This is a genomic window from Ferrovibrio sp. (genome assembly GCF_046297595.1).
In the GTDB taxonomy this organism is placed as follows: Bacteria; Pseudomonadota; Alphaproteobacteria; order Ferrovibrionales; family Ferrovibrionaceae; genus Ferrovibrio.
Map to the genome: position 1 here is coordinate 102031 of NZ_JBKBHT010000002.1, position 25127 is coordinate 127157.

Annotated in this window: 28 protein-coding genes; 14 read left to right on the forward strand and 14 right to left on the reverse strand. The window is 59.8% G+C overall.

The genetic code is table 11. The features are described 5' to 3' along the window. Positions 1-22 precede the first annotated feature (22 nt). The gene (locus ACK4FJ_RS06155) at positions 23-976 is read left to right on the forward strand and encodes a toll/interleukin-1 receptor domain-containing protein (RefSeq protein WP_409764973.1); all 954 of its coding nucleotides are present in this window, start codon (positions 23-25) and stop codon (positions 974-976) included. 290 nt (positions 977-1266) lie between these two features. Here ACK4FJ_RS06155 and ACK4FJ_RS06160 read toward each other — a convergent pair whose 3' ends face one another. The 3 genes from ACK4FJ_RS06160 to ACK4FJ_RS06170 all read right to left on the reverse strand — a co-directional run bounded on the left by ACK4FJ_RS06160 (position 1267) and on the right by ACK4FJ_RS06170 (position 5408). Beyond that, positions 1267-2691 carry an argonaute/piwi family protein gene (locus ACK4FJ_RS06160; protein ID WP_300295641.1) on the reverse strand — a complete coding sequence of 475 codons (1425 nt, stop codon included), beginning with the start codon at positions 2689-2691 and terminating at the stop codon, positions 1267-1269. Beyond that, a complete protein-coding gene (locus tag ACK4FJ_RS06165; protein WP_409764974.1) occupies positions 2688-4430 on the reverse strand; it encodes an SIR2 family protein in 1743 nt (580 codons plus the stop codon). The genes ACK4FJ_RS06160 and ACK4FJ_RS06165 overlap by 4 nt, the downstream gene beginning before the upstream one ends. A gap of 117 nt (positions 4431-4547) precedes the next feature. Continuing rightward, positions 4548-5408 carry a hypothetical protein gene (locus ACK4FJ_RS06170; RefSeq protein WP_409764975.1) on the reverse strand — a complete coding sequence of 287 codons (861 nt, stop codon included), beginning with the start codon at positions 5406-5408 and terminating at the stop codon, positions 4548-4550. A gap of 177 nt (positions 5409-5585) precedes the next feature. Between ACK4FJ_RS06170 and ACK4FJ_RS06175 the strand changes: the two genes are divergently transcribed. Both ACK4FJ_RS06175 and ACK4FJ_RS06180 read left to right on the forward strand, forming a co-directional pair. Next, positions 5586-5996: a very short patch repair endonuclease gene (locus ACK4FJ_RS06175; RefSeq protein ID WP_409764976.1), complete on the forward strand. Its 411-nt coding sequence runs from the start codon at positions 5586-5588 to the stop codon at positions 5994-5996. A gap of 85 nt (positions 5997-6081) precedes the next feature. Next, positions 6082-7392 carry a DNA cytosine methyltransferase gene (locus ACK4FJ_RS06180; RefSeq protein ID WP_409764977.1) on the forward strand — a complete coding sequence of 437 codons (1311 nt, stop codon included), beginning with the start codon at positions 6082-6084 and terminating at the stop codon, positions 7390-7392. A 49-nt stretch (positions 7393-7441) separates the two neighbouring features. On the opposite strand, the gene ACK4FJ_RS06185 is transcribed toward ACK4FJ_RS06180, so the two are convergent. Then, positions 7442-7819 carry a hypothetical protein gene (locus ACK4FJ_RS06185; protein ID WP_409764978.1) on the reverse strand — a complete coding sequence of 126 codons (378 nt, stop codon included), beginning with the start codon at positions 7817-7819 and terminating at the stop codon, positions 7442-7444. Positions 7820-8082: 263 nt separating this feature from the next. Between ACK4FJ_RS06185 and ACK4FJ_RS06190 the strand changes: the two genes are divergently transcribed. The 11 genes from ACK4FJ_RS06190 (at position 8083) to ACK4FJ_RS06240 (ending at position 18390) form a co-directional block, all read left to right on the forward strand. Next, on the forward strand, positions 8083-8547 hold the full coding sequence (locus ACK4FJ_RS06190; protein WP_409764979.1) for a hypothetical protein: 465 nt from the start codon (positions 8083-8085) through the stop codon (positions 8545-8547). Next, the gene (locus ACK4FJ_RS06195; protein ID WP_409764980.1) at positions 8544-9752 is read left to right on the forward strand and encodes a hypothetical protein; all 1209 of its coding nucleotides are present in this window, start codon (positions 8544-8546) and stop codon (positions 9750-9752) included. Before ACK4FJ_RS06190 ends, ACK4FJ_RS06195 begins: the two co-directional genes overlap by 4 nt. Before the next feature lie 4 nt (positions 9753-9756). After that, a complete protein-coding gene (locus ACK4FJ_RS06200; protein WP_409764981.1) occupies positions 9757-11088 on the forward strand; it encodes a hypothetical protein in 1332 nt (443 codons plus the stop codon). Positions 11089-11214: 126 nt separating this feature from the next. Continuing rightward, positions 11215-11664: a very short patch repair endonuclease gene (locus ACK4FJ_RS06205; RefSeq protein WP_409764982.1), complete on the forward strand. Its 450-nt coding sequence runs from the start codon at positions 11215-11217 to the stop codon at positions 11662-11664. Continuing rightward, positions 11651-12979 carry a DNA cytosine methyltransferase gene (locus ACK4FJ_RS06210; protein ID WP_409764983.1) on the forward strand — a complete coding sequence of 443 codons (1329 nt, stop codon included), beginning with the start codon at positions 11651-11653 and terminating at the stop codon, positions 12977-12979. The genes ACK4FJ_RS06205 and ACK4FJ_RS06210 overlap by 14 nt, the downstream gene beginning before the upstream one ends. Then, a complete protein-coding gene (locus tag ACK4FJ_RS06215; RefSeq protein ID WP_409764984.1) occupies positions 12972-13772 on the forward strand; it encodes a hypothetical protein in 801 nt (266 codons plus the stop codon). Before ACK4FJ_RS06210 ends, ACK4FJ_RS06215 begins: the two co-directional genes overlap by 8 nt. Positions 13773-14040: 268 nt before the next feature. Then, positions 14041-14715: a DUF6134 family protein gene (locus ACK4FJ_RS06220; RefSeq protein ID WP_409764985.1), complete on the forward strand. Its 675-nt coding sequence runs from the start codon at positions 14041-14043 to the stop codon at positions 14713-14715. Between the two features lie 158 nt (positions 14716-14873). Continuing rightward, positions 14874-15467 (forward strand): thermostable hemolysin, encoded by a 594-nt coding sequence (locus ACK4FJ_RS06225; RefSeq protein ID WP_409764986.1) that lies wholly within the window; start codon positions 14874-14876, stop codon positions 15465-15467. Continuing rightward, positions 15464-16957, forward strand: a complete 1494-nt coding sequence (locus ACK4FJ_RS06230) for an AMP-binding protein (RefSeq protein ID WP_409764987.1) — start codon at positions 15464-15466, stop codon at positions 16955-16957. Before ACK4FJ_RS06225 ends, ACK4FJ_RS06230 begins: the two co-directional genes overlap by 4 nt. Further along, a complete protein-coding gene (locus ACK4FJ_RS06235; RefSeq protein WP_409764988.1) occupies positions 16944-17621 on the forward strand; it encodes a TenA family transcriptional regulator in 678 nt (225 codons plus the stop codon). Before ACK4FJ_RS06230 ends, ACK4FJ_RS06235 begins: the two co-directional genes overlap by 14 nt. Then, on the forward strand, positions 17563-18390 hold the full coding sequence (locus tag ACK4FJ_RS06240) for an SDR family oxidoreductase (protein WP_409764989.1): 828 nt from the start codon (positions 17563-17565) through the stop codon (positions 18388-18390). The genes ACK4FJ_RS06235 and ACK4FJ_RS06240 overlap by 59 nt, the downstream gene beginning before the upstream one ends. Positions 18391-18580: 190 nt before the next feature. On the opposite strand, the gene ACK4FJ_RS06245 is transcribed toward ACK4FJ_RS06240, so the two are convergent. From ACK4FJ_RS06245 to ACK4FJ_RS06290, 10 genes are all read right to left on the reverse strand, one after another. Continuing rightward, a complete protein-coding gene (locus ACK4FJ_RS06245) occupies positions 18581-19201 on the reverse strand; it encodes a hypothetical protein (protein WP_409764990.1) in 621 nt (206 codons plus the stop codon). 76 nt (positions 19202-19277) lie between these two features. Further along, positions 19278-19880 carry a YopT-type cysteine protease domain-containing protein gene (locus ACK4FJ_RS06250; protein ID WP_409764991.1) on the reverse strand — a complete coding sequence of 201 codons (603 nt, stop codon included), beginning with the start codon at positions 19878-19880 and terminating at the stop codon, positions 19278-19280. A gap of 94 nt (positions 19881-19974) precedes the next feature. Next, positions 19975-20811 (reverse strand): glycoside hydrolase family 19 protein, encoded by an 837-nt coding sequence (locus ACK4FJ_RS06255; protein WP_409764992.1) that lies wholly within the window; start codon positions 20809-20811, stop codon positions 19975-19977. Between the two features lie 129 nt (positions 20812-20940). Further along, the gene (locus ACK4FJ_RS06260; RefSeq protein WP_409764993.1) at positions 20941-21342 is read right to left on the reverse strand and encodes a hypothetical protein; all 402 of its coding nucleotides are present in this window, start codon (positions 21340-21342) and stop codon (positions 20941-20943) included. A 43-nt stretch (positions 21343-21385) separates the two neighbouring features. Beyond that, positions 21386-21613 (reverse strand): hypothetical protein, encoded by a 228-nt coding sequence (locus tag ACK4FJ_RS06265; protein WP_409764994.1) that lies wholly within the window; start codon positions 21611-21613, stop codon positions 21386-21388. Further along, positions 21597-21986, reverse strand: a complete 390-nt coding sequence (locus tag ACK4FJ_RS06270; protein WP_409764995.1) for a hypothetical protein — start codon at positions 21984-21986, stop codon at positions 21597-21599. The genes ACK4FJ_RS06265 and ACK4FJ_RS06270 overlap by 17 nt, the downstream gene beginning before the upstream one ends. After that, a complete protein-coding gene (locus ACK4FJ_RS06275; RefSeq protein WP_409764996.1) occupies positions 21983-22252 on the reverse strand; it encodes a hypothetical protein in 270 nt (89 codons plus the stop codon). The genes ACK4FJ_RS06270 and ACK4FJ_RS06275 overlap by 4 nt, the downstream gene beginning before the upstream one ends. Positions 22253-22320: 68 nt before the next feature. Beyond that, positions 22321-22950: a DUF2589 domain-containing protein gene (locus ACK4FJ_RS06280; RefSeq protein ID WP_409764997.1), complete on the reverse strand. Its 630-nt coding sequence runs from the start codon at positions 22948-22950 to the stop codon at positions 22321-22323. Positions 22951-22971: 21 nt separating this feature from the next. After that, entirely contained in the window at positions 22972-23529 is a 558-nt protein-coding gene (locus ACK4FJ_RS06285) for a DUF2589 domain-containing protein (protein ID WP_409764998.1), read from the reverse strand. Positions 23530-23746: 217 nt separating this feature from the next. Further along, positions 23747-24880: a helix-turn-helix domain-containing protein gene (locus ACK4FJ_RS06290; protein ID WP_409764999.1), complete on the reverse strand. Its 1134-nt coding sequence runs from the start codon at positions 24878-24880 to the stop codon at positions 23747-23749. Positions 24881-25127 lie beyond the last annotated feature (247 nt).

Genomic DNA, 25127 nt, shown 5'->3' on the forward strand with positions numbered 1-25127 from the left:
CCGATAAACTGGGGTTGAGGATATGCCTGTCTTTATATCGTATTCACGCACTGACTCGCGCTTTGTGGATGCGCTCGCCGCCCAACTTGTCGCGCATGACATGGCTGTGTGGATGGATCGCTGGGAAATGCGCGTCGGCGACTCGCTCGTCGAAAAGATTCAGAACGCTCTGACCGAGGCGACGGCGATCATCGTTGTTCTGTCCAAAGAATCAGTGAAGTCGCAATGGTGTAGAAAGGAACTCAATAGCAGTCTCATGCGCGAGATGGCTGAGCGCCGGGTTGTTATCCTACCTGTAGTGATCGACGACTGCGAGATTCCCCTGCTCATACAGGAAAAAATGTATGCGGACTTCCGGCAGAGCTTTGATGACGGGTTGCGAGCCGCACTTGAAGGGCTTGCACCTGTCGTTACGGAATCACAAAGCCGTATCGACGAACCAAAATGGCATACTGATTACGGTGTCGCGGATAGCGGCTACCACGGATACATCGGCTTTGAATTGATGATGGTCGAAACGGCAGAGAACCGCCGCTACAGCGCCGTCGCCTCAATTGACGTAATCTCTGAAGTGAAATCCAAGGGACCAGTCGGAAGGCGAACCAACATCATCGCACGGGGTCAGAAGGCCAAGATCATCGAGTTCCTTGCTTCAACCCTGAAGGGCGACCCCAATTACATCTTCCGCCTTAGCGATGCCAATGTGCAAACGCGCAAAGCTATGATCGGTTTGCCTGTTACCTTTGATCGCTACGTCATCCAAGTGAACTGCCGCTGGCTCGGCGAAAATACCGGCGGAGACGTAGTCTATAATCTCGGAAATCAGCTTGCGCGGATCAGCGAAAAAATGCTGGCGATACTCGGAAAACCAAAATCTGTCACGAAGGCTAAGTCAGAATCGAAGACCAAATCAGTAAAGAAGGTAGCGAAGAAACCCGTGAAGAAGAGTTTAAAGAAGCCCTTGGGGCGCATTTGAGCTGGAATACGTCCACGGGTGCAGAACTGGGAAATGAATCATGGAAGAAGTGCAGCGATGTGTTGCCTGCAAGAAACAAGAGACCCTTGGTAGACGGGATGGGCCTCATGCCGATCTTGTAGTCATGCAGGAACGCCCGGGACGCTCCATTATGGGCGGTTGGGAAGAGACAGATTACCGCTGCAGGGTATGCAGTTCGACTATGACACATACCAATGATAAAAACGAGTTCGCCCCCTATTGGTGGTTTACGAACTAGCTTGCAAACCGTGCGGGCACAAACGTACAGACTACATGAAAAAGCGGAATTGATACGGCGTGCGCCCAAGACCATTAATGCGCTTGATTACCCGTGCGAGAACCTTCGCATAACCCATTGTGACAGGCAGAGGGTCGTAAAGCGCGTCGTTATTCCAGTTCATCTTCGATAATGCGAGTGCCGAACGGACACTATCGTCCCATGGTCCGTGGCCTGCATGTCTGACGAGCTTTATCGGACGAGGCGTGCTGCGCTTGCCTTGAAAATATGGCGCACGATCTGCCACTCCCCCTACCTCACCATGAATCCAAAGCAGGCTTTCTCTTGGCCCAAGGCTGAGGGCCGTCCCTCGTTGCACGGGATAGGCCGCAGGACTTCCGCGCTGCCCATCGCCCCTCGCTTGCTCGATCTTTACGCCGCGCCAGCTAACGTCCTCCACAACCTGAATCAGGTCGACCGACTCGCACAGGTGTAGCGCCTCCATACAACCGTCAATCTCTTCTGCCTTGAACTCGGTCGTTTTATGGACAATCACCCGCCGTGGAGTGCGGCCCGCATGTCGCCGCCGATACAAGTCCAACGACCTCGTCATTACGCGGAACATTTCTGTGCGCGAGAGAAACGGGTTCTGACGCTGCACTTCGACATCGTGCGCGTCATAGGCCACAAACTCCAGACCCGATCCCTCTGCATCGAACACTTGACTGCAACAGGTCACGAATCTAGGCCGGTCAGATACGACCGGTCGAACGGCGTAGGAAATACCCACATAAGCCGTTTCCGGGTCTGTGTCGGCCAGCTTCCACGGAACGCCCCCGGCCTTTGTGTATAGCGCAAGACCGATTCTCCACATGACACTGGCGCGGTCATTGTAGGCGATAGCCTTGTCTTCTCGGACAAGCTGCACCGGAATGCCACGCGCAGCCGTAACGGCTTTAATATGATCGTGGAGATCAAAATCGTCTTCCGGTCCACCCACATATCCACGCTTCCATCGCGCCGGAATGTAAATGAAGACCACATCGAACTCGTTTCGATGTGCTTCGAGAACTTGAATTGCACGAAGAATACGGTCTGCCAGAACTACGTGAGGCGTATTAGATTTATCAAATTCTGCCTGAAGGGATTTGTCGAGCTTGATATGGCACGTCTTATCCGCACCACGCATGTGGACGTTGAAGACAGTGTTGAAACCGCGCCACTTCGGAACGTATTCCTTACGCTCGGAGGGTTCATGTTCCTCGTTTAGCTCCTTCATAAAAGCGTAGAGCTTCGGTGCATCTTCCTCCGGAGCAATCGTAGCTACTCGGATTGGGTCTGGGATCAAACCTGATGAATACGGTCCAAATCTAGATAGGCCCCGCAGGGGATGGATGTCCGTATCCGACACGCGATCCGCATGGAACAGAAGCTTTGGTTCAGGAAACCAAAGGTGCGGAGCGATCTCACTTGTCACGAACGAATCCTTCTCGAAAAAGCCGTGTCACCGCCCAGTTTGAATACGGCGTCAATCCCAGCCCCGATATTCAACGCTCGCAATTCCTCCCCTCCGTTGGAAAGGACACCGGCCCAGTAAGCGATGAGATCATTCAGTTGCTTGTTGTATCGCCGAACCGTCCGCTCTCTGGCAAAGTCCGTCGCTGCGGCCTTGTTCTCTTGTGTTGCACCTTCAAATACGGTTCTCGGTTCGACCGTCAGCCAAAGTCGGTCTCCCGCCCAATCAAGACGAACGCCAATTCCCTCAAACCATCGAAGCTCCGGATGCCCTGACACCACGCCGGACAACTGCTTCACGAGAGATTTCAGATCGGACCACAGCGCATCATTGACGTCGGCAGGAAACAGGAGATCGGTGTGACGACGATGTACCAATCGCAGTTTCAGCGTACGTGCGAGGGCTCGCGAGACGGCTTCTCGAAGCAAACCACGTTCGCCGGAATCAAACCGCATCCGATGCGATTCAATTGGGTGGAGATCAAATTCGGATATGCCGAACGGCTCGAACGTCTTTCGTACATCTGCATCCGATCCATATGCCAGAACCCCAGCCTTGACTCGCGTCACCAAAATATTGGTGCCAGCAGCTTCCACTGCGGCTCTGACCTCCGCGTGTCCATTTATTTTGCACTGTACACGCCGGCAATGAGTTGGAATCGTTTGTAGCGGAAGCGCGTTCAATCGGACCACTGGGTAGCCCCTTGTGCCGCTCGGGATCGGTACGGCGGATACACGCTTACGCTCTGAAGCAAATGCATCAAGGATAGTAGTGTCGAGGCCTGTGGTGAGACGAATTAAGTCTCGCATCACTTCTTCGAAATTATCGATCCGAACCACAGCCGCATCAATCCCATTGGCAGCGGCTGTTGCGATTAGGTCTGTGACACGTGGCAATGGCTGACTGTCCCCTCTATGAAGCCAGAACAGTCCACTCGGAAACGCCCCCTTCTGCTTTGCAGCGGCCACTAGCGTATCCATGACCGAGTCGTCACGTCCACTGTAGCCAACAACAACTAGTCCGGACCGCAGGCAAGTGTCCTGCAGCACCCGTCCGAGCTTGGCGTCTTGCTGACGGAGTTCGTCTCCGGTGTTTTTTAGTCGCCGTGAGCGGAAGTCACCGTGTAATTTGACCTCCATCGGCCAACGTTCGCTGCGGAATATTTCGTCTATTCCGCTCTGCCCCTCAAGATGAATACTAGTCAACGCACTGGTGCTGTCGAAGACTTTGGCACATGCGTCGGCAACCAAGGCGTCGAAATTCGTTGTCCAGACAATTTTGCACAATCCCGCCTTCATTAAGGTCGCGAGTGCAATATGGCCATACGACGGCTTTGCTCCCTTGAGCTTCCCATCGAGATATGTCCGGCGGTCACCCTCGTTTGGCCACACGGCTTCGAAGAGATCGGCATATTCGGTGGGAGTATCGGGCGCTGGAAGATTCCCGGCAGAATCAACGAATGACTGAAGTTGGGCGCGCACGTAGGGATTGGAGAGATCGGCAACAGATTTGGCCGACACCTTGCGCTGGCTCAAGAACAGTTGTTGCTTGAACTCCCAGATCATCTCGCCAGCCGTCGGAACACCCGCGGCTGCCGACGCACCCGCGCCAAGCAGCCACATGATGTTCGCAGCACGCATAGAATATCTTCGCGCGAAGTCGTCTGCGTCGACTTCGGCAATACCCGACTCACCTGCCATTTAAGAAATATGCCACACGTAGAATTTGAATGACAAACTCTACGTTCGGTGATGCCTACGCTATTAGGCAGCCGCGATAATCAGTAATCAGAATACGTCTGAAGTTAGAGAATAACGCTATCGGTTGGCACGACGACTGCTCGAAATCCCAACGACTGGCGGTTCGAGCAAGTAGAAAGCCCTCGACGCCAGATTCAAGGGCATCCGATAAAGATTATCCCCGGCATGCTGGGCCAAGAATTCGTCGCGTCGCACGAGTTCGAATTCGACCATATAAATCCCGCGCTTCATGACACCGGCCACGTCATATTGAATAACTTGGACAGCGGTGGGAAGAACGGCATCGATCCGGTATAGCTCTTCGAGCGTTTCAGTGAAGCCAAATGCCTTCTGAACTTGCTCTCTAATCTGATCTTCTAGAATTCTTTCCTTAAACTGCTTGGCCTCACAGGTCATCAAGACTCTGCTGTCGTTGCCCGCGTCATCGGAAATTGTGGCGAGAAAAAGCGCATCTATCTCCGGCTGGGTCTTCACGCTCATCTGCAGATGGTCAAAGTCCACAACATTCAGTGGTGAGTAGATCGCCAGATGAGTATGAGCAATTCGCTGATTTACAATTATCTGCGTCAACCATGGCTCGTCCTCGCGGCCAAGCGCCTTCGCTACCCGCTTCATAGACAGCGTTTCAATGGTGTGAACAGGCATATCTGGAACCGGATCATAGCGGTCAGGAAATGGCTGATCGTCTCCATCCCGGTACGGAACGAACTCAAACACCAGTTCATTGCCGTAACGCTGGCGTGCTGTGTAGCGTAGAGCTTTCAGTCGTCGCGGCCAGTTCTCGTTGCAAGTTCTTTTACGTATAAAATCCTTCAGGAAATTTGCTGGATTTCCAGCACCAAGAACTTTCTCACCCTCAGGCAGATTACGATTTCTATGTTGAATTGCTTCTCGTACCTCGGTTCCAGTAATCGTCATCGGAAGCCGAATAGGCTCTGGCGCGTCGGGGGGCCATACCATATTAAACAAGGCCAAAAATACGTCGGGCTTTGCGGACATTGAATTTGAACTTCTGTTGCATACCGAAACGCTCAGTTTCGCAGAAGTAGCAGTTTCTCGGGATTTCGACGAGATGTTTTAAGTAGGGAATGCAAGATGGCGGATACCCGTACGCCCGAACAGCGGCGACGGATAATGCAGGCGGTCGGCACAAAGGACACTTTGCCGGAGTGGGCGGTGCGCCGCACCCTACATCGGCTGGGATTCAGGTATCGGCTACATCGCAAAGATCTTCCCGGAACACCCGACATCGTGTTTCCCAGTCTGAAAAAGGCCATCAATGTCCACGGCTGCTACTGGCATGGACACGACTGCTCGAAAGGCCGGCTGCCGAAATCGCGCCTCAGCTATTGGGGGCCGAAGATCGAGCGCAACCGTCAGCGCGATACTGAAAAAGAGTCTGCCTTGAAGGACTTAGGGTGGGATGTACTCACGATCTGGCAATGCGAAACCGCCCCTCCGGACGGGCTGGAGGAAAGGCTATTGCGCTTTTTGGGACGGCGTTAAAATTTCGATCGACTTCCGGGGCTGAACAAAGTATGTTTCAGGATTCCAAGATTCGTTTTGTATCTGATATTTGCGCTGGGGATACATGAGGCCGATTGGTATTGATCTGTTCAGCGGTGCTGGCGGGCTCTCGCTTGGATTCGAGCAGGCGGGCTTCGACGTTGTAGCCGCGGTTGAAATCGATCCGATACATGCCGCCGTTCACGCGTTTAATTTCCCGCGCTGTGCTACGATCTGCCGTTCAGTAACTGGATTGAGCGGAGACGATATTCGCAAGGCGGCGAAGCTCGGCAAGAAGAAGGTTGACGTCGTGTTCGGCGGTGCCCCTTGCCAAGGCTTCAGCATGATTGGCCAGCGCGCACTGGATGACCCGCGCAATTCCCTTGTCAAAGATTTTGTTCGTATCGTCTCAGAACTCAAGGCGAGCTACTTTGTCTTTGAGAATGTCAAAGGTCTCACGGTCGGCAATCACAAAGCATTTCTAGACGAGTTGATCGAAGCATTCGATCATGAAGGCTATTCCGTACGTCTGCCTTGGAAAGTCCTCGACGCCGCCAATTATTCCGTTCCGCAAAGTCGTGAGCGGTTGATTTTGATGGGCGCCAGAAAGGGCCTGAAGCTGCCCGATTATCCGGCGATGACTAGCCGGCCTGCGGGTTCTCGCGGCCTTCTGGATGTTTTGCCCGAAGGCCCGTCCTGCAAGGATGCATTAGAAGACCTGCCCGATGCCGAAGATTTCGACGAACTGCTTGAATCCGACGCGGTTAAGGTGAAGTGGAAGAAGCCAAGTCGGTACGCGATGATTCTTCGTGGATTATCGAACAGCAGCGACGATTTCAGCTACCGGCGGTCATTCGATCCGGAGCTTCTGACCAGTAGCTTGCGGACAGACCATACGGATATTTCTCGACGCCGGTTCGCACAGACAGCGGGGGGCGAGATCGAACCCATTTCGCGCTTCTTCAAGCTGCCCGAAAAGGGTGTTTCAAATACCCTGCGAGCCGGAACGGACTCCGCACGAGGGGCATTCACCAGCCCGCGGCCAATTCATTACAAGCATGCTCGTTGCATAACCGTGCGCGAGATGATGCGACTGCACGGCTATCCAGACTGGTTCCGCATGCACGTGACGAAATGGCATGGCGCCCGCGAGGTTGGAAACAGCGTACCGCCCCCGTTAGCAAAAGCCGTGGCCGCAGAGGTCATGAAAGCGACAGGTGTAAAACCAGCCATGCCCGAGGAAACGCTGGAACTGGGCGATCCCTCGTTGCTGTCGTTGGACATGGGTTCGGCTGCAGCGCACTTCGGCATAGCGGTTCCGATCTCGCAACGGAATCGGAAGGGCGCGTCCAAGCGTCGCCAGTGGGATGACGAAGCCGCCCAAGCGGCCGAGTAGTTAGCATTCGAAAAAGATGCGCGAGGGCTGGTCCTCGCGCATCCACTAGTCATGCCGCCTCCGGTTCTCCGAAGATCGCGATGTACTCCCCGATCAAACCGCGGAACTCAAGCCACCGCTTGGCGTCCACGGCATCCAACGGCAGCAACTGACCGCCACCGACACCACCTATGTGGTGAATGGATTCTGGCCCTCCGACAATGCGAAGAAACAGCCGGCCGTTGGCGGAGCGGTACAAGTCCTCGTCAAGCCATGCGTCACCGAATGTCTCATACGACCGCGCGTAGGTCGCAAGCAGCGTCGAATCCGCGACCCGGTACATCTTTCCACCTATGATGCTCTCTGCCGGGGCATCGCCCGGAATGTAGTTCGTCTCCGTTGCGCTCTGAAGCGTGCGGAAGAAGCGGGCATAAGTCGTAGTTCTCATGGTCACACTCACTGAAGTCTGGCGAGCCACCATTGGTCGCCAAGGCAGATGTAGGTTCAGCGGGGGTGTCCGGAAATATCCGATTCTGGATACGTCGATACGATTTCTGCCGCTACTCGGTATTCGCCACGGGCTGAATTGGGCGGGAGCGGTCGCGCGACCTAAATACATGCGGCAGGTAGCACCTGCTGCGCGGGGATGGCGCGCCGGGGCCTTGGGGCCCCGGCACTTCCCAGCGTGTTACGCCATCCCAACGGTATCCCATGACCAGACCTCCCCGGCCCGGTGCTGCCCCATCGCGCCACAAGTCACAGCAGCCTACCATTCGGTCAATTCGCGGTATCGACGATCTTCGCCTGTCGATCCTCAAGCGAGCCCAGCGCGACTTCGGCGTCGAGAATCAAGGCGAACTGATCAACGCGGCCGTCGATGCCCTGCTGGCATTTCTCGCCCGCGAACGTCTGCTCGATCCCGAACTCAACGCCGTTATCCTCGCTGCCGAGCAACGACAGGCGCTTGAACATCAATGGCTCGCCGAGGCCATGCGGACGGACCACGAGAGTGACGAGGACACTGGTTCCGTCAATCCCGAGGAACTGGCTGCGTACAGAGCCGCCGTCGATGATATGCGTAACACGCCACCATCTGACGAGAGGCTGGCATTTGATCGGAAGATGGCAGAGCGCCGCGCCCGGATTGATGCCATCATGGGGAGAACGCGGTCATGAAATTCGATGTGGCTGCCTTTCTAAGCTCTACGCCGGTCCGCATCGAACCGCTAAGTGCCGCCGATCTGGTCTCGGCACTTGAACGCTCATCGCGGCCACTGTCGCGAGGCATTCTGGTCAACTTAGTTCAGACCGAGCATCTACCCTTCCACGTTGCCGAGGCCATTAGGCGGATGAGCCGCTGCGAGGTCTGGAAGTGGCGTCACGTGAACGGATTCGACCGCCGCTACAAGACTCGGTGCAATCATCCGCTCTGCCCGGCATGCACAGGTCGCTTGGCACGACAGGAAGCAGAGCGTGTGTGGAAGCTCTTCAATGCCGCTGCGGGCGCACCGATCCTGTTCGACGACCTGACGTGGCTCACCGTCAATATCGGCTACCTGCCGATTGGTTCGAGCTTCAAGGCGATGGCCGCTCAGGCCAAGAAGGCCATTCGCAACATGCGGAACCGGAAGTTCCCCGGCACTGTCTGGGCAATGGAATTGGAAATCCAACTGCAAGATGACGGGCAGGGAAAGCTGCATGCCCATGGACTCGTCTGGCACCCCGGCGTAACACGCGAATCAATCGAAGAAGCTCTCCGAGCGCTGTTCACCGAGGCACGAGCCGTGTGCGCGAAGGAATTGCGGTCCCGTCGGATTCGTCGCGAAGCCAAGGGGGTTACCACCTACAAGGCCGACATCAGTCTGAAGGTAAAGGGCTGGGGTGAATGTACAGCCGCGATCTTGGTCGGTCTTATCGCCTCGTACGAATCAATGCGATCAAGAGGTCGCTTTGGGCTCCGGTTCGAAATGGGTCTGCGTCGCAAGAAGGTCAATGTTGAAATGAGCACAATTCAGGTGGACAGTGTAGAAGAACTCTTAATCACGTCGATGGAGCTATCTGTGCTACCCGAGAATTATCATCACTTACCCGTCGAACGAGTTGTTCAGCTAGGCGTAGAACAGATTGAAGCACACGGCATCTTCTGGATTGGCAATGTATCGGCCAAGGCCAACGCAGTATGGAAAGGCCTTGAAGAGGCCATGCCAGACCGGCGGCTGACCATGATTGGTCCAGCGCCGGATTGGCAGCATGTCATCATTGATATCGAGATTTACCACTCCCCGGGGCCAATGCTACATGCTCTTGCGCATGAACGTGCCCGGCTAGATGAGAACGGTGTGCCGTGGCATATGCTGCCAATGGTCCCTGATCAGGTTTAGACGCGTGTTCGTCTTCTCGCGCCGCACGCTTCAGGCACTCATTAACGCTTTGCATGGCGTTGTATCCGATGACCAGTTGCAGCGGATGGTTGATCGGCTCAACACGCCGGGTCTGGATCGCATCTCGGCATCATGGGAACTGGTGTGGATTTCGGCGCTACAGTCCATCGGCACAGTTCAGCACGAAAAAGAGCTACCTGATGGCCGAAAGCCCGATGTGGATTTTTCAGATACAGGCTCACCAGATATACGGTTCATCGCCGATGTGACCGCTATATCTGACATCGGAATTGAGGAAGCGAATCCAGTTCGAGTCTTGTCCGAGGAAATTGTCAGATTCGCTCGGCGATCAGGACTTCCCCCAAATAGCTTCGGCTATTCAGTTGAAGCGCGACGCGATGGACGGACGGGTGACCGGAAGACAATCCTCCTTCTACCCAAGAAGGGGGAAATTATTGCCGTTCTGAAAACTCGGCTCCCGCAATTCATGCGGGAGATTCTGGACAATAACCCACAGCATCACACGGTCGCATTCCACAGTGAAACTTACCGTTTCTCTGTATCGTATAACGCTCGCCAAATGTACATGACTGGCAGCTTCCCTTCGTACTCCGTCCCGGATTCTGTTCAGAAAAATCCCCTTTGGAACGGTCTTCGAATGAAGGCTCAACAATTGAAGTCTGCCGCCAGCGTCGCTCCTACTGGTATTATCGTCTGCGACGGTGGGTGTGCTTTGATGCGTCAAGAATCGTACGTAGCACATGGGACCGTGACCGCGTCACAAGTAGTTCAGGAGTTTTTGCGGCAACACACATCCGTAAGTTTTGTGACACTGCTCCGTGTTCAGCGTGAAAACCCAATGGCATTCCATTCAATGATGCAGGGAAGGCTCATTGTCCGTCCTGAGATATTTATACGCGACGAATCTGCAGCACTAATTGCTATTTCCGAGCGGATTAAAAGAGCATCCCTCGCAATACCTCAAGCGACTCTTGATCCCTTGAACGCGTCAATTCGTTGCTTTTCCGACGACTATGGCTTTGGCAACTTTGGGGCATATCAAATGAGCGGCAACACCATTCGGATACCGTCGCGCACGCTTCAAGATTTTCTCGCTGGACGACGTACCGTCGCCGATCTCAATGAGGCAAACAGATGGCACAGTGGAGACGCTCACGAAGGTGGTTTGATGAACCCCTTTGAGCGATTCAGACTGAACGGGCAGATGATCACGAACATTGAAGTTGTTCGAGGTGACGACGACGATGATTGGGTGACAATTACTTTTGGAGCACCCGATCCTGCGATTTCGCCATTCCGACGCACGCCCGGCTAACCTTGCCACCACTCCAAATCGGCGCTACAAAAGCGGCCTTGGAGTGGTGATTCCACTACGAGATTTCAGTGACTTGGGCCTGTCCCAATGCGTCTCTCCGGGGACGCCAATTTTCCTTAATTGCATATGGATACTCGGACTCCCGCGCAGCGCAGTCTCATCATGTCGGCGGTTAAGGGAAAAAATACCTCCCCGGAACTGCTCGTGAGGCGGTTGATTTTTAACATGGGCTACCGGTACCGCCTTCACGGCAAGGGTTTGCCCGGCAAACCTGACTTGATATTCCCGTCCAAGCGTAAGGTTGTATTCGTCCATGGCTGTTTCTGGCATGGCCATGGATGCAAAAAAGGACAGTTACCGAAATCGAGGCTCGACTACTGGGCTCCCAAGATTGCCACCAACCAGGCTCGGGATGGCCGTCAACTAAACGAACTCCGCCATATGGGCTGGGAAACCTTGACCCTTTGGCAATGTGAGTTGAACGACACCGCACAACTGGCTATCAAGGTACGCAAGTTCCTCGGCCGCGTCGGGGGTTCGGGGACTAAGCGTCGAGGGTCCAGTGGCAAATCCTAACCGCCCCATCGCAATCGACCTTTTTGCCGGTGCCGGCGGCCTGAGCCTTGCTTTCGAGCAGGCAGGATTCGACTTGGCTGCCGCCGTAGAACTCGATCCGATCCACGCAGCCGTTCACGAGTTCAACTTTCCTAACTGTGCGACGATCTGCGACGACGTGAGCCGCTTGTCCGGGCAGGAAATCCGTATTCGGGCAGGACTCGGCAAGCGCAAGGTTCATGTCGTGTGCGGCGGAGCCCCGTGTCAGGGGTTTTCCATGATCGGGAAGCGCGCGCTGGAAGATCCCCGCAACCGTCTCGTCGGTCACTTCGCGCGCATCGTATCCGAGTTGGACGCAAACTACTTCGTATTCGAGAACGTTAAGGGCCTCACTGTCGGTGCACACCGGCAGTTCTTGGAAGAGGTCATCCAAAAATTCGACGACCTCGGCTACGATGTAGTTACTCCATATCATGTGCTGAATGCGGCTGAATTCGGAGTACCACAGGATCGTCGTCGGCTATTTCTCTTGGGGGCAAAGAAGGGGCTGAAGCTGCCCGAGTATCCGGAACGGACAACTAGACCAGCTGGCGCTAAGAAAGGCGACCTGATTTTGCCAGAGGGGCCCTCGGTGTGGGATGCCCTCGCGGATCTCCCGGAAGCCGAAGATTTCGAGGAACTGCTGGCGACGGATAGCATTGTGGCGAAGTTCAAGACCCCGAGCCGCTATGCTCGCGTCTTGCGGGGCATGGCGAACGATCCTAAGGACTTTAGTTATCGCAGGAAGTATGATCGCCGCGTTCTTACCTCGAGTCTCCGAGCCGAGCATACCGACCTTTCGCGCCGGCGCTTTGCAGCAACCCCATGGGGCGAGACGGAGCCGGTGAGCCGGTTCCATAAGCTTCACCCGAACGGCGTCTGCAATACTCTACGCGCCGGAACGGCCAGCGACCGAGGTGCGTTCACGTCGCCCCGCCCAATCCACCCACATTCGCCTCGATGCATCACCGTGCGCGAGGCCGCTCGACTGCATGGATACCCAGACTGGTTTCGCTTGCATGTCACCAAATGGCACGGTTTTCGGCAAATCGGAAACTCGGTTCCGCCTATGCTTGGTCGTGCCGTAGCTGCCAAGGTGATAGAGGCTCTTGGGATAAAGCCGGCAGTGCCTGAAGTAATTGTCGAGTTGGGTCACCCCGAACTCCTTTCTATGACCATGGCGGAAGCTGCGGATAAATATGGCGTCTCATCCAACGTGATCGCCAAGCGCCAGCGGCTCGAAACTCCGAAGCGGTCCAAAACTGCAGGCCGCGAAAAGGTTCGCGCCCGTGCCTAAGACTACTGGCGGCAATCGTTACGAACGGCTGGTCGAGAAGATTTTCTTTGATCGGTGGCAGGTGGGATTAAAAGACTTCGGTTTTGAGCGGGAAGACTTGGAGAGCGCCGCCGCCGAACTGAGTATCCGCCTACCGAAGAACCTCGGAGACGTGATTTACAGCACGCGGTACCGAACCGACCTGCCAGAAAGCATCAGGAAGACTGCAGATGCCGGGCTGCATTGGGTCATCGCGCCGGCCGGCCGGGCGAAGTATCGCTTCGTCCAAACGGTGGTGAACCGGATCATCCCTCGTACCGATCTGGTGGCGATTAAAGTCCCCGACGCAACACCTGAGATCATCGCTCGGTACGCTTTGGGGGACGAACAGGCGCTTCTCGCTAAGGTTCGCTACAACCGACTGATCGATATCTTCCTCGGTATAACGACCTACTCGCTGCAGAACCATTTACGCACGACCGTGAAGGGTATGGGGCAGCTTGAAGTCGACGAAATTTACGTCGGCATCAACCGCAATGGAGCACAGTTCGCTGTCCCTGTTCAGGCCAAAGGCGGCAGGGATAAACACGGGCCAACGCAAACCCAACAAGATGTCGCCGCATGTAAACGGCACTTCCCCGACCTTGTGTGCCGCCCAGTATCGGCGCAGTTCATGCCCAACAACGTGATCGCCCTGTTCGAGCTTGCGCTAGTGGATGGCGAAGTCCGCGTGGTGGAAGAGCGGCATTATCGGCTTGTGGATGCCGACAAGATCAGCGGCGAAGAGCTGCGAAGTTATCAGACCCGAACCTGAGCGGTATTACTCTGGCAGCGGATGAGGGCCAGAGTTGCCCACCGTGACTAATGGGCGTTTTGTACAATGTCTTGGCCGCTTTCCTGAGCCTCGTCAGCGCTATAGCTGAGCGCCCATCCTTTCCTTAAGCGCAGAAAACCGCAAAACAGGCTATCCAGCCCACTCCGCTTCCGCGCGCGGACGCTTCCATTCATCCCGCGCCTGTCAGGTCATTGTAAGCCGGCTCGTATCTTCTTGCGGCTCCCCCCAATCCATCATGAGGCGAGCCGTGCATCGTTTCCTGCCCCGTTTCCACCGACCCGGTCTTTTCCTGACTGCCCTTTATGCGCTGGGGCAGATGTTTCTGCTGGCGCCCGTCACCGAAGCCGCGCCGCCGCGCAACGGCGTGCTGCATTTCGCCGTTCTGCGCGATGGCTCGGAAGTCGGCAGCCATCAGCTGAACTTCCGGCAGAACCCCGATGGACTGCAGATCGACATCGCCACCAATGTGGTGGTGAAGGTGGCGTTCGTGCCGGTCTACCGCTTCGAGCATGAAGGCCATGAAATCTGGCAGAACGGCAAGCTGGCGCGCCTGTGGTCCAAGACCAATGACGACGGCACACGCCACGCCCTGAATGTCAGCGCCGCCGGCGCCGAACTGGCCGTGCTGGCCGATGGCAAGCCGACGGAAGCCAAGGCCTTAAGCATCCCGGCCAGCCTGTGGCATGAGGGAATCCTGCACCAGGCGGCGATTCTGAACACCCTGGATGGTTCGGCCATGGCGATCACGGTTGCCGATCTGGGGCCTGAAACCCTGACCGTCAAAGGGCAGGCCGTGCAGACGCGCCATTATGCCATCACCGGCGACCTGCAGCGCGAGCTCTGGTATGACGGCCAGAACGTGCTGACCAAAGTGCGGTTCAAGGCCAAGGACGGTTCGGTGATCGAATACATTCTGCGCTGAATTTTTCTCGCTGGATGACGGAATGAAAGACTGCGTCGCCGGCGACGCGGTCTTTTTGCTGCCTGCCCGTCACGCTGTAAGGATTCGTAAAGACAGCCGTAAGGGCGCTGTAAGCCGGCTCCCATACAACCGGCGCATCGAAGCATCACGGAGCTTTCATGCGTCTGGAAATCGTTGAAGCGCACAACCCGCTGCGGCCTGGCATCGAGGCACTGGCCCGCAATGTCTACCAGCGGGAATATGGCGCGGAATCCCCCTGTTTTCCCGACATCATGCTGGCTGTTCTCGATGACGCCGGCCGACCGCATTGTGTTGCGGGTTTCCGCGATCACATTTGCGGCTTCTTCTCCGAGCAGTATGTCGACGACGCGGTCGAGATGCTGATCGCGCGACAGACCGGCATGGCCGTGCCGCGCGAAACCATCGTCGAGCTTGGACCGCTCGCCGCAGACCGGCCCGGCGCGCTGCTGGACCTGCTGATCGGATTTGCCCGCATCGGCGTGGGCTCGGGCTATCGCTGGGGCGTGTTCACGGCGACGGCACGGCTGCGCCGGCTGGCGGCGCGGCTGGGCATTCCGCTGCTGGACCTGGGCATCGCCGATCGCAGCCGCGTTGCCGCGCCGGGGAACTGGGGCAGCTATTACGACAGCGACCCGCGCGTCTGCGCCGTCGACGGCCTGACGGCACGGCAGCGACTGCTGCAATCCAGGCTGCCCTGCGGCAGCGGCGCGCAGTCCGGAGTGGCGGCATGACCGCCGATATCCTGCTGCGCCTGCAAGACCTGGCTCAGGGCGCGGACAAAGATCAGGCCGCATTTGCGGAGGCCGAAAATCATCTCGACTGGCACGGCCTGCTGCGGCGGGTATCCGGCGCGGCAGAAATTCTTGCGCGTTATCCCGATCCCATCGGGCTGCTGGCGCCGAGCAGCATCGAATGGCTGGTGGCCGATCTGGCGGGCTGGGCCGCCGGCAGGACGATCGTGCCGCTGCCGCATTTCTTTTCCGATGCCCAGCTTGAACATATCGTGCGGGATGCCGGGATAAAGACGATCATGGCCGACGCGTCGCAGCGCGACCGGCTGGCGGGCAGCGGCATTCCACGGATTGCGCTGCCAAAGGCGGAGGCGGCGGCCCAGCTTCCGGCCATGCAGGGACGGCGCATCGTCTACACCTCGGGTTCCACGGGCAATCCCAAGGGTGCGGTGCTGGGTCCGGAGCAGATCCGCTCGACCTGCGCGGCCGTGATGCAGGCGATGCAGGCCGGCGCGGCCGATCGCCATCTTGCCGTACTGCCCTATTCCCTGCTGCTGGAAGCGATCTGCGGCATCTATCTGCCGATCCTGGCCGGCGGCCATTGCACCATTGCGCCGCATATCGCCGCGGCCAGCGGCCCGGATATCGCCACGTTGCTGGGCGAGGCGGTCGCGCAGCACCGACCATCGACCCTGGTGCTGGTGCCGCAACTGCTGCAGGCCTGGGTGATGGTGGCTTCGGTCGGTCGTGTCGAGATTCCCAACAGCCTGCGTTTCGTTGCCACCGGCGGCGCCGCCGTGCCCGACAGCCTGGCCGAACGTGCCTGGCAGCTTGGCATACCGGTTCATGAAGGCTATGGCCTCACGGAATGCGGATCGGTCGTCGCCGTGAACCGGCCGGGCCTGCGGCGCGCCGGCACGGTGGGACAGCCACTGCCCGGGTATGACGTGCGGATCGCGCCGGACGGGGAAATCGTCGTCCGCAGCGATTCCGTTGCCGAAGCCTATCTCAATCGCACCGACGGCCCGACCGCGGGCATCTGGCATACCGGCGACATCGGACGCTTCGACGCTGACGGCTATCTGCAGGTCGACGGCCGCAAGGACAACCTGATCGTCACCGGCAACGGCCGCAACATCTCCCCCGAATGGGTCGAAACCATGCTGCTGGCGGATCCGCGCATCGCACGCGCCGTCGTGCTGCGCGCCGCCGACGGACATGTCGCCGCACTACTGGAACCGTCCCTGCTGGGCGCGGCCTGGGCGAAAGCGGTTTCTCCTGCCGGCCTGCGCAGGGTGGTCGATGCCGCCCTGACGGCAGCGCCGCGTTATGCCGTGCCACGGCATCTGGCGCTGCTAGGTCCTGGCGAGCTTGCATCAAGACAACTGCTGACACCGAACGGAAAACCGCGCCGGCAGGACATCGCCGCCGCTTTCGCCGACCAGTTCCATAATCCTGACGACGTGGAGACCCGACATGCTTTTTTATGATCGCCTGATTGCCGAAACGCGCACGCAGCGCGAGGCCTTCATCGCAACGCCCGTGATCCAGCGGGCCCTGCGCGAGGGCGTTTCGGCGCCGATGTACACGGCCTTTCTGGCGGAAGCCTATCATCATGTGCGGCATACCTGCCGCCTGCTCGCCACGGCGGCAGCGCGCTGCGGCGACAATGACGGCCGGTATCTGGCGGCCCTGCTGGAATATATCGGCGAAGAGCGCGGCCACGAGGAATGGATCCTGGACGATATCCGCGCGATGGGCGGCGATGCGGATGCCGTGCGGCACGGCCAGGGAGACCTGCCCTGCCGCCTCATGGTCGCCTATGTCTATTATGCCATCGAGCATGTCAGCCCCTATGCCATGCTTGGCATGGTCCACGTGCTGGAGGGCATGTCGGCGGCGCTGGCCGGCATTGCCGCCGGCAAACTGCAGGCCGCGCTCGGATCGGCCGAAGGCGGCGGTTTCAGCTACCTGAAATCCCATGGTGCGCTCGACCAGGACCATGTGGCTTTTTTCCAGACCCTCGTGAACGGCATCACCGACGACCAGGCCCAGCAGGCCATCATCGAGACCGCGAAGGTGGTCTATCATCTGTATGGCGAAATCTTCCGTGGCATCGATGCGCGCTTCCTGGGGCTGTCCCATGCAGCTTGAGGGGCGCATCGTCGCGATAACCGGGGCCGGCAGCGGTATCGGGCGGGCACTCGCGCTCACCTTTGCCGGCCATGGCGCCTTTCCCATCCTGATCGGCCGCAACGAAGGCAGGCTGAGGGAAACCGCGGCGCAGTTGCCGGCCGGCGCGATGGCCCGCTGCTGCGCGGCCGACATCACGACGCCGCATGGCAGGCAGGCCGTATTGCAGGCCTGCCGCGCCAGCGGGCAGCTGGACATCCTGGTCAACAATGCGGGCCTGGTGCCGAGCGGGCTGCTGAAAGATCTGTCCGATGCCGATCTGGAGCAGGCGGCGGCCACCAATATCGTGGCGCCGATTGCCCTGACCCGCGACCTGCTGCCGCTGCTGCGCCGCTCGGACCGCGCATGGATCGTCAATGTCGGATCGATGTTCGGCGATATCGGCCATCCGCATTTTGCCACTTACTGCGCAACCAAGTTCGGCCTGCGCGGCTTCTCGGACGCCATACGACGTGAACTGGCCCGCGACAAAATCGGCGTCACCTACGCGGCGCCGCGCGCAACCAGGACAGCCGCCACCGACGGCATGGCGACGCTGGTGTCGGGCTATCACATGAAACTGGACGATCCGCTGGTTGTGGCGCGCGGGATCGTGAAAGCTGTCGAAGCGGAGGCTCGGACGGTCTTCCCCGGTGCAACGGAGCGCCTGCTGATTTTCATCCAGCGCTTTTTCCCTGCCCTGATCGACTTCGGGCTGCGCCGGCAGGCTGCCGCGATCCTGGACAGGTGACAAGCATCGGCCCCAGGTCGGCCGCATCGCGCTCGGCAGTACGCGATGCGGCCCTGCCTGGCGGTCAGATCACCGCCGCCGGCTAGGCCATGCCGGTGGGGGAGCATGGGCCGGTGCGGCGCGCGGTGAAGGAGTCCTGCATGCGCAGGGCCAGGTGCGTGTTGGCCGGCCGCGATGGATGCGGCGGCCGTCAGGCGAGCGGGATCACCAGCCCTTTCCGGATTTTGTAGAACGCGAAGAGTTCGGCGGTGGCACCATCCAGTGCCTGCAGCCGCGCCGGATCGATCACCAACACGCCCTGCAGCGGATCGAGCAGGAAGGTCTTGCCGCCGCGGGCGATGACAGCGGTGGCATGGCTACCGCCAGCCTTGCCAGCGAAGATCACCAGCGTTGTCGGTGGCCAGGCGGATGAGGCCCTGAGTGCCTGCTGGATGCGCGTCGCCATGTCGCCGGCGGTGGCGAAGCCATCCTCGGGCGCCAGCCGGCAGGCGCGCCTTTGTCTGCGGGAGGCGAGTTCGACCAGATCGCTGGCGGGCTGGAACCAGTCGCCGGCCGCGAAGAAGCGCGTAGGGCCGGCCTGCTGCTGGATGAATTGCCGCAGGTAGCGCGGGCCGGTCTTGCTCTTGATGTTATCGCGCATGGCACCCCAGACGATGCCGGGCGCCTTGGCGGTGGACAGGCTGCAATTCACCATCCAGACGATGCAGAGCATCAGGCACAATCCGCCGGCATGCTCTGCGCCGCCGGCGGCTTTCACGATCTCGGCCGGGCAGCCGCCATCGGCCGGACCGACATAATCCCCGATCGGCATTCCGTTCTCCCTGCTGGCGAGACGACTCATGAAACGGGCCGCACCGCGCCTGGGCGATGCGACCCGGCCGGCAGCTTTAAGTCACGGCCACCACGTAGGCCGTGCCGATGTGATAGAAGGTGAAGAGATCCTGCATGGCATCGCCCAGTAGCTGATGCTTGGTCGGATCGATGATCAGCACGCCAAAATTGGGATCGAAGATGTAGGTCTTGCCGTTGTAGGAAGCCGCCGCGATGCAGTGCGCACCGCCAGTGCAGGTGAAGCGGATCACGACGAGCGGCGGTTTGGTGGTGGAGGCCGCCAGCCCCGCCGCGATACGGTTGGCGAGAGTGGCCGCGTCGGTGGCGCTGTCGTTCGGCGCCAGGCTCTTGGCATGGCGCGCCTTGCGCGAACCCAGTTCGAGGCAATCGACCACCGACTGATACCAGCCGTCGCCATTGAGGATGGTGACGTAGCCGATCTGTTGCTGGCCGATCTGCTTGAAGTAGATCGGGCCTTTCGCCTTCATGGCATGCCAGACCTCGTTCGGCGCCGGCGCGCCAGGCTGGGCACATTCGATGATCCAGTTGATGCTGAGCATGCGGCAGATGCCGCCGGCGGTCTGCTCGTTGCCGACGTAATCGAGGATCAGCCCCTGGCTGCCGCGATCCATCGGATTGACATAGTCGTTGATAGCCATTGTCGCTCTCCTTGCTTGGTTGGCCGGCCCTGCCGGCCGTTCAGCCGGACGCGCGCCCACCGCCGCGCGACCCGGATCCGTGTTGCGTCGGCCCTCAGGCCGCACCATTCGCTGCTTTGGTCGCCGCGCCGCTGGCAACAGGCGCGTCGTCGCGCACCAGCAGCCACTTGGCCCGCGTCAGGAAATCGGCGCGGTCGGCCAGGCCGTTGAAGCCGCCATTGACGCGACGCGTGATTTCGCGCAGGTCGTCGCGGTCAGCGAGCGCGTTGAGCTGGCGCTTGTCCCAGAACCAGCCGGCGACATCGACGGCAAGGTCGGGATCGGTGGCCACCAGACTGGGCTTGTCGGTGGTTTCGAAATTCTTGCCGCAGGCCTTGCCGTATTCGCGGTAATTGGCGCGGCCGGTGAGCTGGATCAGGCCGCGGCCCTTGAACAGCGGTCCGTCGCCCGGCTGGGTATTGCCGAGGTCGACACGGCCTTCATAGGCCTCGCCGCTGGCGATCTCCTCGGTATAGCGCAGGCAGCCGCTTTCATGGCCGATCTGCGCCAGGAAATGCGCCATGCGCAGCGGCGTGTTGATCTGGTAGCGGTTCATGGTGGCCAGGATGGCGTCGAAGAAAGCGTCGATCCGGGCCGCCTGCGCGCTGGTCATCACGATCCACAGCTTCTGCCGCACCAGGGCCGGCGGCAGGCCGCGCCGCAGGGCATCGAGGATTTCGTCGTTGGCGGTGACCGGCGTGTCGCTGCGCGCGCCGATGGCCTTGCAGAAAGTGGCGAGCGCCGCGGCGCTGCTGGGACCCCAGGCGCCATCGACCTTGAGATCGCTGGCCAGGCCACAGCGGTCGCGGTTCATGTTGAGCAGGAGCTGGACGCAGCGCACGTCGTTCGCCGCATTCACTCCGCCATTGCCGACCGAATTGCTGATGCACATGGAACATCTCCCTTGCTGCGGGCACAGGATTCCCAGGCGGCAAGGCGCGAAGGCGTCGCCACGGAGGAAGTCGTGCCGTGTTGGATTGGCCGGCGGGTCGGGCGCGATGAGCGCCAGCCCGCGCAGCTTTCAGTCGCGCTTCTGCGCCGGCTGCAGTCTGATCTTCTGGCTGGCGCCGCGATCCGCGCCGACCAGTTCAAGCTGCAGGTCGGCACCGTCGTTCTGCACCCGCGCGTACCCCTGGGTATAGGGCCGGCAGGCGCCGGCGCCCGAACCCCGGAAGGAATAGATCGCGGCCTTGTCGCGGATGCCGGAATATTCCAGCTCGAAGCCGCAGACCCAGGGTTCCTGGAAGCGGATGCGGCCGCCGGCATCGCCGGGTGCCTTCGCAGCCTCCAGGCTCAGGATCACCACCACCGGGCGGCCGCGATCCTCCAGACTGCCGCGATATTCGCCACCGGCCGGCTGGGCCAGGACAGGTGCCGCAGCCAGCAGGGTGGCGGCGAAGAAGGTGAGAAGCGTGCTTGTCATCTTTGTCTCCCGTGTCGTCAGGCGTTGAAGATGTGGCGCGGTATCAGTTGGTGAGCAGCGCCAGGGTTTCGGCGATCACGCGGGCCAGGCGCGGCTGGAACAGGCCGATGGCGATCAGTGCCAGCACGGCAAGCAGCAGGATGACGATGGTGATCTGGAGCAGGCGGGCCTTGTCCCCGGTCGCCAGCGGGGGATCGACGATGTCGCGCAAGATGGATGCCTCCTTGTCCGAGAGAACGAGCAGCAATGTGTCGTCAGAGCGTTTCGCCATCTGTGGTCTTCTCCCCCTGTTGCATGGTCTCTGCGTTGATGGTACGGCCGTAGCGGCTGAGCAGCTTGCCTTCCAGCCGAACCTCGACCTGCTCGCCATTCGCGTCGCGCACACCGATGGACAGCCGCAGCAGATTGCCGTCGCGGTCGACGGTCTGCAGCTTGGGCCGGCCGATGCGCAGGGCGAAGGCGCCGGCCTCGGCCATGCCGCCGGTGGCAGCGGCCTCCTTCGGGCCGATGCGTTCCAGCGTGGCGGCCAGGTCGACATCCATCGAGGTGACCTGGGCCTCGGCGCCGCCGCGCGTCTGCCTGTGCGCCACGCCGAAGGCGATGCCGATGGAACGCGCGAAATCCTCCAGCCGACGGATCGTCATGACATTGCCTTGTCTTCGAGCCAGTAGGGTTTGCGCGGGAACCCGATGTGATAGACCATCGCCTGCAGCACCACCTGGTGCTCGCCGATATTGAGCAGGCTGAAATTCTTCTCGATGCCGATGATGCGTCCGCGCGCCGTGGGCTCGAGGCATTTGTTGAGCAATTCGGCTTCCGCCTGGATGGCCTCTTCCGACGACAGCCTTTCCGGGTCGGTACTGCCGACCGTGATGCGTTTCACGTATCTCACATCCGTCAAATCGAACATTGTGAAACACCTTCCCGGAAAAGCCCGGCCGTTTAAGGCCCCTTACGCGTTACCTGCCCTGCAGAGGCTTAGTGCTGGGTGATCGCCTTCGGCGCCACCGAGCTGGCGATCATGTCGAGCACGCGCGCCAGGCCTTCGGGCATGCCGTCGTCGCTGGCATGCACCTCGACGTGGTACTTGGCCGACTGGTCGGTGGAGCGGGTGTTCTCCTTGTGCGAGGAGACCGAGCCCGAGATCTTCACCGTGGCGCTGATCGGGCCCCAGCCGATCTTGGCCTGGGCTTCCATCGCCGCCTGCATGTCGGTGGCTTCCTTCGAGGCTTCGGAGTTCTTCACCTCCATGTCGAAGGTGATGTCGACCTTGTTGATCGACAGGTTCGGCACCTTGACCACCGCCAGCAGCGGCACGCTGAGTTCCACCGTCTCCATCGGCAGGGTGGCGGCGCCATCCTCCGGGGCCTTCTGGGTCGAAGGCCGGTCGAACTTGAAGGTGACGTTGCGCACGTCGCCGACGGCGTTCGGATCGGCGACGGCGCCCTGGGCCGGCGCAGGCGGCGGCAGGAAGCCGATCACCTTGATGAAGTTGGCCGTGGCGTTGGCCAGGCGGATCTGAGCGTCGCAGGCCGCAGTAAGCGGACCGCCGATCAGATCGCCCATGGGCAGGCCGCGGAATTGGTCGGCCATTGAGAAATTCGGCATGGAACGGACTCCTCTGGTTGGTTAGATGGACTTGTCGAGATGGTGGATCAGCCGCGCCATGCCTTCTGACGGAGGCTGACTCTCGACCCGGAGGGTGATGTGGGCCATCGGCCCGCCATCACGATTCTTCGAAGCGCTCATGTCGACGCTTAAAGGCGCATGGGTATCGCTGGGCCAGACATCGGGCTTGGCGGCATCCTGGCCGTCCTTCGCCGCATCGTCCTTGCCATTGGTGCTGTCGGCGGCGGTATCGGCCGCTTTCGCGGAACTCAGTTTCGGTTCCGGCTTGCCGGGTTCGGGCTGGCCGCCCAGGCCAACATCGAAGCTGATCTCCATGTCCTTGACGGCGAGCAGCCGCGCGCCGATCAGCGACAACAGCGGCACGCGCACCAGGCGTTCGTCGCCATCCTGGGCATCCGGTGCCATGGAGGGCAGCCGCACATCGACGCTGACCGGCCGGTTGTCGGCGTCGAAATACTGCCGCACGGTGGAAATCTGGTAGCGGTGGATCTTGTCCTGCGCCTCGGCGACGGCACCGGCGATGCTTTGGATCAGATGATGCAGAGACAGGTTGGCCACGTTCCGCTCTCCCCCTTGGCCGCCCCCCGTTGACGAGGGCGGTGCTGCTGGCGTTTCGGTAGCAGTACATCCGGAAGTGATCCCTTGTGCACCGCGTCCTATCCGCTTGCGGGTGATCAAAGCGCAAGCGGCCAGAAGCGTCGCGGGACCGGCGTCCCAAAAACCTGGATGGGTGTCCCAAACGCGCCAAGCGGCGGATTGGTACTCTTGTATGCGCTCACGCGATGGCCAATTCTCTGATCCAATGGGCGAAGGGTGCCTGTTCGCCCATGTCGGCAGAGGATGCCGCAGGCAGAATGGCCGCGAGCAAAGCCGCATCGCCGCGCTGCACCGCACGGCGCGCCTCGCGCGGCGACAGGCCGAAGGCATCGCGGAACAGGCGGCTGAAATGCGCCTCGTCGCTGAAGCCTTTTTCATAAGCGATGTCGGCGATACGCTGGCCCGATTGCAGCGGATTGCAGATCGCCAGCAGGCTCTGGCGCAGGCGTCGCCGGCGCACGTAATGGCGCACACCGCCATAGGATTCGAACTGGCGATAAAGCTGGCTGCGCGAGATCGCCAACTCCCTGACGATCAGCTCCGGCGTCAGTGTTTCGCGATGCAGGTTCTGTTCGATATAGGCGCGGACGCGGCGCGCGAGGCTTTCCTTCGCGGCCGGCGGAGATGGCACGGGCGGCGCGCGAGCCGTGGCCGGCGTATCGAAACCCAGGCAGACGGCGGCCAGCCCGATCACAGTACTGGCGAGCGCCGTGGCTTCATGCAGGCCAAAACGCGGCGCAATGCCGTTCAGTGCGATGAGCTGCTGCGCCAGCATCGCGGCCATGGGCTGTTCGCGGCGCAGGATGCGGCCATGCTGGCGGTCGGGATCGCGCAGCAGCAGCGAGAGGCCGGCGCGCGGCACGATCAGGCTGATCGCCTCGCCGGCACCGGCGACATAACCCGAGGGCAGCGCGAGATCGATGATCGTCATATCCATCGGCCGCAGACGGCGCATGGTATCGTCGGCCCCAGAACCGCTGGCGAAGCCGCCGGCCTGCTGCAGCGGCAGATGGATCAGGTAGTGATCGAGATCGTCGAGGCGGCTGCGCTGGGCCGAGCGGAGGTAGCGTGCGGCATCAGCGCGGGAATGGCAGAGCAGGAAGGCGCCGAAGTGATAGGCGGTAAGCGAGGCCGAAAAACCGGCACCGCCACGGCGCGGATGTGGTGCGCAGCGATCAAACAGGGCCGAGACCGTGCGACTCCAGGCGGCAAAGCGCTCCCCCGCCGGCAGCCCCGCCGTGGTGAACCGAACGACCGGCAGGCGATCCGCTCCTTCGGTGCCCTGGTCAATCTCGCCTGAAGGGAAAGCCATGCTTTCCTCCCTCTGAGAGGGAGGAAAATCCAGATTAATCTATTTTCTATATATGTTTTGCCTATTTCTGGATGTAGTGGATGAAATTTTTAAACCCCAGCTTGCATGTTCTTGTATGTAGCCCTGCCTCCGACCTGTCATTCCGGCGGCACGGAACCTGTCATCCCGATCTGCGTTAATGCCTTGCCAGAATGCCCTGGCCCGGTATTCCGCCGGATTATGGCCCCGGACTATGCCTGCCGTCACA

What these genes read in the sequence shown, in the direction of transcription:
- ACK4FJ_RS06245 (WP_409764990.1), bottom strand. Translation starts at nt 19,201, where the DNA reads ATGCCGATCGGGGATTATGTCGGTCCGGCCGATGGCGGCTGCCCGGCC.
- ACK4FJ_RS06185 (WP_409764978.1), bottom strand. Translation starts at nt 7,819, where the DNA reads ATGAGAACTACGACTTATGCCCGCTTCTTCCGCACGCTTCAGAGCGCA.
- ACK4FJ_RS06255 (WP_409764992.1), bottom strand. Translation starts at nt 20,811, where the DNA reads ATGTGCATCAGCAATTCGGTCGGCAATGGCGGAGTGAATGCGGCGAAC.
- ACK4FJ_RS06205 (WP_409764982.1), top strand. Translation starts at nt 11,215, where the DNA reads ATGGATACTCGGACTCCCGCGCAGCGCAGTCTCATCATGTCGGCGGTT.
- ACK4FJ_RS06270 (WP_409764995.1), bottom strand. Translation starts at nt 21,986, where the DNA reads ATGACGATCCGTCGGCTGGAGGATTTCGCGCGTTCCATCGGCATCGCC.
- ACK4FJ_RS06230 (WP_409764987.1), top strand. Translation starts at nt 15,464, where the DNA reads ATGACCGCCGATATCCTGCTGCGCCTGCAAGACCTGGCTCAGGGCGCG.
- ACK4FJ_RS06165 (WP_409764974.1), bottom strand. Translation starts at nt 4,430, where the DNA reads ATGGCAGGTGAGTCGGGTATTGCCGAAGTCGACGCAGACGACTTCGCG.
- ACK4FJ_RS06155 (WP_409764973.1), top strand. Translation starts at nt 23, where the DNA reads ATGCCTGTCTTTATATCGTATTCACGCACTGACTCGCGCTTTGTGGAT.
- ACK4FJ_RS06250 (WP_409764991.1), bottom strand. Translation starts at nt 19,880, where the DNA reads ATGGCTATCAACGACTATGTCAATCCGATGGATCGCGGCAGCCAGGGG.
- ACK4FJ_RS06235 (WP_409764988.1), top strand. Translation starts at nt 16,944, where the DNA reads ATGCTTTTTTATGATCGCCTGATTGCCGAAACGCGCACGCAGCGCGAG.
- ACK4FJ_RS06260 (WP_409764993.1), bottom strand. Translation starts at nt 21,342, where the DNA reads ATGACAAGCACGCTTCTCACCTTCTTCGCCGCCACCCTGCTGGCTGCG.
- ACK4FJ_RS06265 (WP_409764994.1), bottom strand. Translation starts at nt 21,613, where the DNA reads ATGGCGAAACGCTCTGACGACACATTGCTGCTCGTTCTCTCGGACAAG.
- ACK4FJ_RS06175 (WP_409764976.1), top strand. Translation starts at nt 5,586, where the DNA reads ATGGCGGATACCCGTACGCCCGAACAGCGGCGACGGATAATGCAGGCG.
- ACK4FJ_RS06240 (WP_409764989.1), top strand. Translation starts at nt 17,563, where the DNA reads ATGGCGAAATCTTCCGTGGCATCGATGCGCGCTTCCTGGGGCTGTCCC.
- ACK4FJ_RS06195 (WP_409764980.1), top strand. Translation starts at nt 8,544, where the DNA reads ATGAAATTCGATGTGGCTGCCTTTCTAAGCTCTACGCCGGTCCGCATC.
- ACK4FJ_RS06280 (WP_409764997.1), bottom strand. Translation starts at nt 22,950, where the DNA reads ATGCCGAATTTCTCAATGGCCGACCAATTCCGCGGCCTGCCCATGGGC.
- ACK4FJ_RS06180 (WP_409764977.1), top strand. Translation starts at nt 6,082, where the DNA reads ATGAGGCCGATTGGTATTGATCTGTTCAGCGGTGCTGGCGGGCTCTCG.
- ACK4FJ_RS06225 (WP_409764986.1), top strand. Translation starts at nt 14,874, where the DNA reads ATGCGTCTGGAAATCGTTGAAGCGCACAACCCGCTGCGGCCTGGCATC.
- ACK4FJ_RS06275 (WP_409764996.1), bottom strand. Translation starts at nt 22,252, where the DNA reads ATGTTCGATTTGACGGATGTGAGATACGTGAAACGCATCACGGTCGGC.
- ACK4FJ_RS06170 (WP_409764975.1), bottom strand. Translation starts at nt 5,408, where the DNA reads ATGACGATTACTGGAACCGAGGTACGAGAAGCAATTCAACATAGAAAT.
- ACK4FJ_RS06290 (WP_409764999.1), bottom strand. Translation starts at nt 24,880, where the DNA reads ATGGCTTTCCCTTCAGGCGAGATTGACCAGGGCACCGAAGGAGCGGAT.
- ACK4FJ_RS06190 (WP_409764979.1), top strand. Translation starts at nt 8,083, where the DNA reads ATGACCAGACCTCCCCGGCCCGGTGCTGCCCCATCGCGCCACAAGTCA.